This is a genomic window from Collinsella aerofaciens (assembly GCF_040910325.1).
GTDB lineage: Bacteria > Actinomycetota > Coriobacteriia > Coriobacteriales > Coriobacteriaceae > Collinsella > Collinsella aerofaciens_BL.
Genome location: NZ_JBDGAV010000051.1, coordinates 1 through 4,225, shown reverse-complemented (window position 1 = coordinate 4,225; position 4,225 = coordinate 1). Strand labels below are relative to the sequence as shown.

Annotated in this window: 9 protein-coding genes; 1 reads left to right on the top strand and 8 read right to left on the bottom strand. The window is 45.8% G+C overall.

The window, feature by feature from the left end; all coding sequences use genetic code 11:
- From AB5Z25_RS10720 to AB5Z25_RS10700, 5 genes are all read right to left on the bottom strand, one after another.
- Positions 1–490: relaxase/mobilization nuclease domain-containing protein (locus AB5Z25_RS10720; RefSeq protein WP_438265635.1), on the bottom strand; the 490-nt coding region annotated here is incomplete at its 3' end.
- Between the two features lie 29 nt (positions 491–519).
- Complete coding sequence (mbpA, locus tag AB5Z25_RS10715) at positions 520–819, bottom strand: mobilization protein MbpA (protein ID WP_004327437.1); 300 nt, start codon at positions 817–819, stop codon at positions 520–522.
- Positions 820–1,011: 192 nt separating this feature from the next.
- Entirely contained in the window at positions 1,012–1,167 is a 156-nt protein-coding gene (locus tag AB5Z25_RS10710; RefSeq protein WP_192915051.1) for a hypothetical protein, read from the bottom strand.
- A gap of 52 nt (positions 1,168–1,219) precedes the next feature.
- Positions 1,220–1,492, bottom strand: coding sequence for a type II toxin-antitoxin system YoeB family toxin (locus AB5Z25_RS10705; RefSeq protein ID WP_004295504.1), 273 nt, complete (start codon positions 1,490–1,492; stop codon positions 1,220–1,222).
- Positions 1,492–1,743: a hypothetical protein gene (locus AB5Z25_RS10700; RefSeq protein ID WP_368135568.1), complete on the bottom strand. Its 252-nt coding sequence runs from the start codon at positions 1,741–1,743 to the stop codon at positions 1,492–1,494. The genes AB5Z25_RS10705 and AB5Z25_RS10700 overlap by 1 nt, the downstream gene beginning before the upstream one ends.
- 412 nt (positions 1,744–2,155) lie before the next feature.
- On the opposite strand from AB5Z25_RS10700, the gene AB5Z25_RS10695 reads away from it, so the two are divergent.
- Positions 2,156–3,181 (top strand): replication initiation protein, encoded by a 1,026-nt coding sequence (locus tag AB5Z25_RS10695; RefSeq protein WP_004295509.1) that lies wholly within the window; start codon positions 2,156–2,158, stop codon positions 3,179–3,181.
- 36 nt (positions 3,182–3,217) lie between these two features.
- On the opposite strand, the gene AB5Z25_RS10690 is transcribed toward AB5Z25_RS10695, so the two are convergent.
- The 3 genes from AB5Z25_RS10690 to AB5Z25_RS10680 form a co-directional block, all read right to left on the bottom strand.
- Complete coding sequence (locus AB5Z25_RS10690) at positions 3,218–3,514, bottom strand: hypothetical protein (protein WP_425265811.1); 297 nt, start codon at positions 3,512–3,514, stop codon at positions 3,218–3,220.
- A complete protein-coding gene (gene mbpC, locus AB5Z25_RS10685) occupies positions 3,468–3,920 on the bottom strand; it encodes a mobilization protein MbpC (protein WP_004295511.1) in 453 nt (150 codons plus the stop codon). Before mbpC ends, AB5Z25_RS10690 begins: the two co-directional genes overlap by 47 nt.
- Positions 3,877–4,225, bottom strand: a 349-nt coding sequence (locus AB5Z25_RS10680) for a relaxase family protein (protein WP_154241132.1), incomplete at its 5' end; no start/stop codon positions are given. The genes mbpC and AB5Z25_RS10680, both read right to left, overlap by 44 nt.

Genomic DNA, 4,225 nt, shown 5'->3' with positions numbered 1-4,225 from the left:
CGCCGTCCATGGCTTCCTTGATTTCCGCTTTGTTGACTTTGCCAATGTCCTGCGACTGTACAAAGTTCCGTTCCTTGGCTATGGCATTGGCGGCTTCCGTTGCCTTTTTCCCTATCCAGTTGTCCCGGTACAGTTCCCCGGAAAGGGAAACCCGGTTTGCCAGTATGTGCAGGTGGGCTTGCTCTTTCTTGCTCTCCGTACCGCTGTGCCGGATGATGATGTACTGGTGGTTCGCCAACCCCATGCGCTGCATGAAGTCGTTACCAAGTTCCGCCCAGTCCGCATCCGTAAAGGTGGCGCTTTCCTCTATCGAGGGGCTGACCTCGAAACGTAGGCAGTTGTTTTTTACGTTCGGAAAATCAATGTGATACGGTTTCATTTCCTGCACCATTTCCGCACCAGTACACCCATAAAGTTCATGCCGGGCTATCTCGGTGGCTACTGCCTGCCCGTTTATCTCTTTGGCGAGGTCGTACTCCAATGCCGCCACACCATGTGATATGCTTTTCCCTTTCCCTATCATCGTGAGAGTATTTTTTTGAGCTCTGTAATTAGTGCCCGGTTCTCCTCGAACACTTCCCGGTACTGGCGACCACCGAAGTAGTTGTTCAGCCGTTGGAGCGTTCCTTTCAACTGGGCTATGTCCCGGAGAAGCTGCCGTTCCTCCTCGGTGTACCTCTCCCTTGGGCGCCCCCCAAGGGACAAACTCCGGCAGTATTCCGATACGCTTAGACTGCACCGGGCTGCCTGCTCCGCAAGTGCGTCCTTTTCAAGTTCGGTACACCGGAATGTAATCTTTTCGTTCCGTCTTAGTTCCATGCCACAAAGGTAATCTTAAAATCTTTTTGAGCAAAGCGAGAAAAGCAAGAATTGTCCGACAAGGACACTTCTTGCTATATATACACATGCCGCATGGGAATACATCCACGCCAACCGCCCAGCAAAAAGCCCCGGCGTGTTAGAAAATCCCCCACAGCCTAACAAATTCTACCCCATTTCTACCCAAGGGGATTACACGCCGCAGAAGTCATCCGGGAACATGTCTTCCAGTTCGTCCAAATCAATGGTTTCTTCTTCGGACACCTCCACCCATTCAATGTTTTCTTTCCCTCTTATCGCACATGAGTACATCTCGGCGGCGGCAAGAGAAGAGAACACCTCGTGCATAGGCTCGCCGTTCTCTAACCAGTAAACACAATATTCGACCATAACAGTTTTATCATTTATCGTTGTAATGCCCCTCTACCTCCAAGATGTAGACCTCTACCACTTCCTCGTAAATGTCATAGATTATCCGGTCATGGGCGGTAATGTGTCGAGACCATGTAATATCCCCACCGCCCCTTAACGCTTCGGGATGCCCAAGCCCAGTCTTAGGGTGCTCTAACAATTCTTTGTAGATTTTCTTATACTTCTTGAACAAATTGGGGTTTGATTTCTTCCATTTGGCAATCACCTTATCCACCCCGTCGGAAACCCTAATTGTGTACATCATAGACTATCGAAATAAGCGTCAATATCCTCACTGCTTTTGAGGGTAACACACTTTCCGGATTTGATTTCTTCCCTTGCCTTGTCAATCCTTGCTTGCAGCTCCGGGGTTATCATCAAATCTTCACGACCAACTTTTACCAAAGCGTAAATCTCGTTTTTCCTGCGAATTAGTACCTGCTCGCCATTGTCAGCTTTGGTTAAAGACGCTGCGAGGTTGTTACGGTATTCTCTTACTGATAATGCTTCCATATCTGTTTGCTTTTAAATTCAGCACAAAGATAGCTATATTTCAATAAAATACAAACATTTTGTACACAAACGTGTACACGCCATAAAAACCCGTTTCCAATCCTACCGCCCGTTGGTTGGTTTTGCTTTGCTCTTTTTCCCTATCGTTTTTCTTTTTCCGACAGTAAATCAACCACTTAGCTCTATAAATTCCCCTTGTCTGTTATAAGCATCGTCTGTAATATGCTCTATCACTTCTTCGCAAACGCCCATATATAAAGGGATTAGAACATGTTTTTCCCCACACTTTGGGAGTTTAGTCCCCACACTTTGGGAGTTTAAAAGTAAATTAGTCCCCACACTTTGGGAGTTTTACCCCTCTTTTTTTGTTTTAATGTGGGGATTGTGTATATTTGCAGCAAATCAATCGTTTATGAAAAAGAAACTACCTATTACCAAGAATAAAGATGTTGTTGTTTCATGGGTATATACATGGTCAAAACAGCAAGACATGTCCATACACGAACAAAGAATAGTTCTTCGCATACTGGAAGCGTGCCAAGCTGAACTAAAGGGAGTAAAACTGAAAGATTATGCAGGCACGAAACGCAAGTTTGAGCATGGACTTTGGGATGTTGATGCACAAATGCATGTATCTGACGTTATTTTTTCCGGACGTGATTACAATGAAATCATAGCCGCACTCGATTCTTTGGCAGGACGTTTTTTTACTTACGAAGATGACGAGGAATGGTGGAAGTGCGGATTTATATCTAACCCAAAATATAAAAAACGCACTGGCATTATAACCTTTCGTGTGTCTAACGACCTTTGGGATGTGTTTACCAAGTTCGCCAAGGGGTACAGAGAATTTGAGTTAAACAAGGCTCTTGCGCTACCTACTGGGTATTCCCTTAGGTTTTACATGTTAATGAGTGGGCAGGTGTACCCTTTGGATATATCCCTTGAAAACTTGAAAGACCGTCTTGGCATACCTGCGGACAAATACAAGGACAAGAACGGAAAAGACAGAATAGATCATTTTGAGGAAAGAGTTTTGAAACCAGCAAAGGCTGCGCTTGATGAGAGCTGCCCATACACTTTCAACTACGTGAAAGTGCGTGAAAACCCAAACAACAAACGTAGCAAGGTGACCGGGTTTAGGTTCTACCCGGTCTATCAACCACAGTTCAGAGATGAAGAACTGGAAGGGAAAGAATTGCAAGCAAAGGTTACAGCACGATATCAGATAGACAGCCATGTGTACGAGTACCTCCGTTATTCCTGCGGCTTCACATCGGAAGAGATAAACCGGAACAAAGAGACATTCATAACGGCACAAGAAAAGATAACCGACCTTATCGGAGAACTGGCTCTCCTAAACGGAAAATCACGAGAAAAGAACAATCCGAAAGGGTGGATTATAAACGCCCTTAAAGGGAAAATCAAGGATAAGTAACAAGATTACCCGGCTGAAACACTCCGGGTAATCTTGTCAAATCAGAGGAACGATTTCCATTTCTACACCAAGTTCTTTCATCTGCTGTTGTATTTCCTCGCTGCTTAGTTTCTCTCTCGCCAGTGCAAGCCCATGAAAGGCGTCCCAGCCTGCCGGCTTCGAAACGATACTACCGTTTAGGACGGCATGGGTGATTTCGCCGCCGGACTTCGCACCCTTGTTCAGTATGAAGAAGAACCGGGGTTCTTCGTGTTCCGTTGTTCCCATAATTCGTAAAGTTAGATGTTTATTTATTCCCCTTTTGTTCCCTTGCCTGCTCTTGGTAGTATTCATAATACTGCTTGTAGTTGTCCCGGTCTTTGGCTGCATCCGTCCAAAGATAGCACATGAAACAAGCGAACAATAGGGAGATAACAGCACAAAGGATTGAGTAGAACGAAATTCGTTTGTCCACATAACCGCCGTTTTTCATTCTGTACCCCTGCCGTTCAAAGTCCGCCAACACGTTTTTTAGGCGATTTTCGGCACTTTCAAGGCTTTTCCCGTCTATTTGTACCTTTCGGGCTGTTGCGTCCTCTATGCGCTTCGTATAGACTTCAACACGCTTTAGTTCTTGATACACCAGTTCTACCGCAAGCTGCGGGTTTACCCTTGGCGTTGTATCTTTTCTTTTCCGGGGGCTGTACTGTCCCTGCTTAACGTTGGAAGCTGCCGCTTCCGGGTGTGAGTTTGTTTCCATGAGATATGTTCATTGAGTTGCACTTCAGTTTGCTTTGTGTCCGCTCGATATGGGCGAGAGTGTAGCCTTTCCCTATCTCGCTTGCCTTATACTCCGTACCGCTTCGGGCTGTGACATAGTAGCCGTTAAGTTTCCCGGTGCTTGCCCTGGCTTCCCGGACTTTAAAACCTCTCTTACCAAGTTCTTCCTTGAATTTGGTAAAGTCAAAGCCCTGCATCTTCTTCAATACGCCGTCCATGGCTTCCTTGATTTCCGCTTTGTTGACTTTGCCAATGTCCTGCGACTGTACAAAGTTCCGTTCCTTG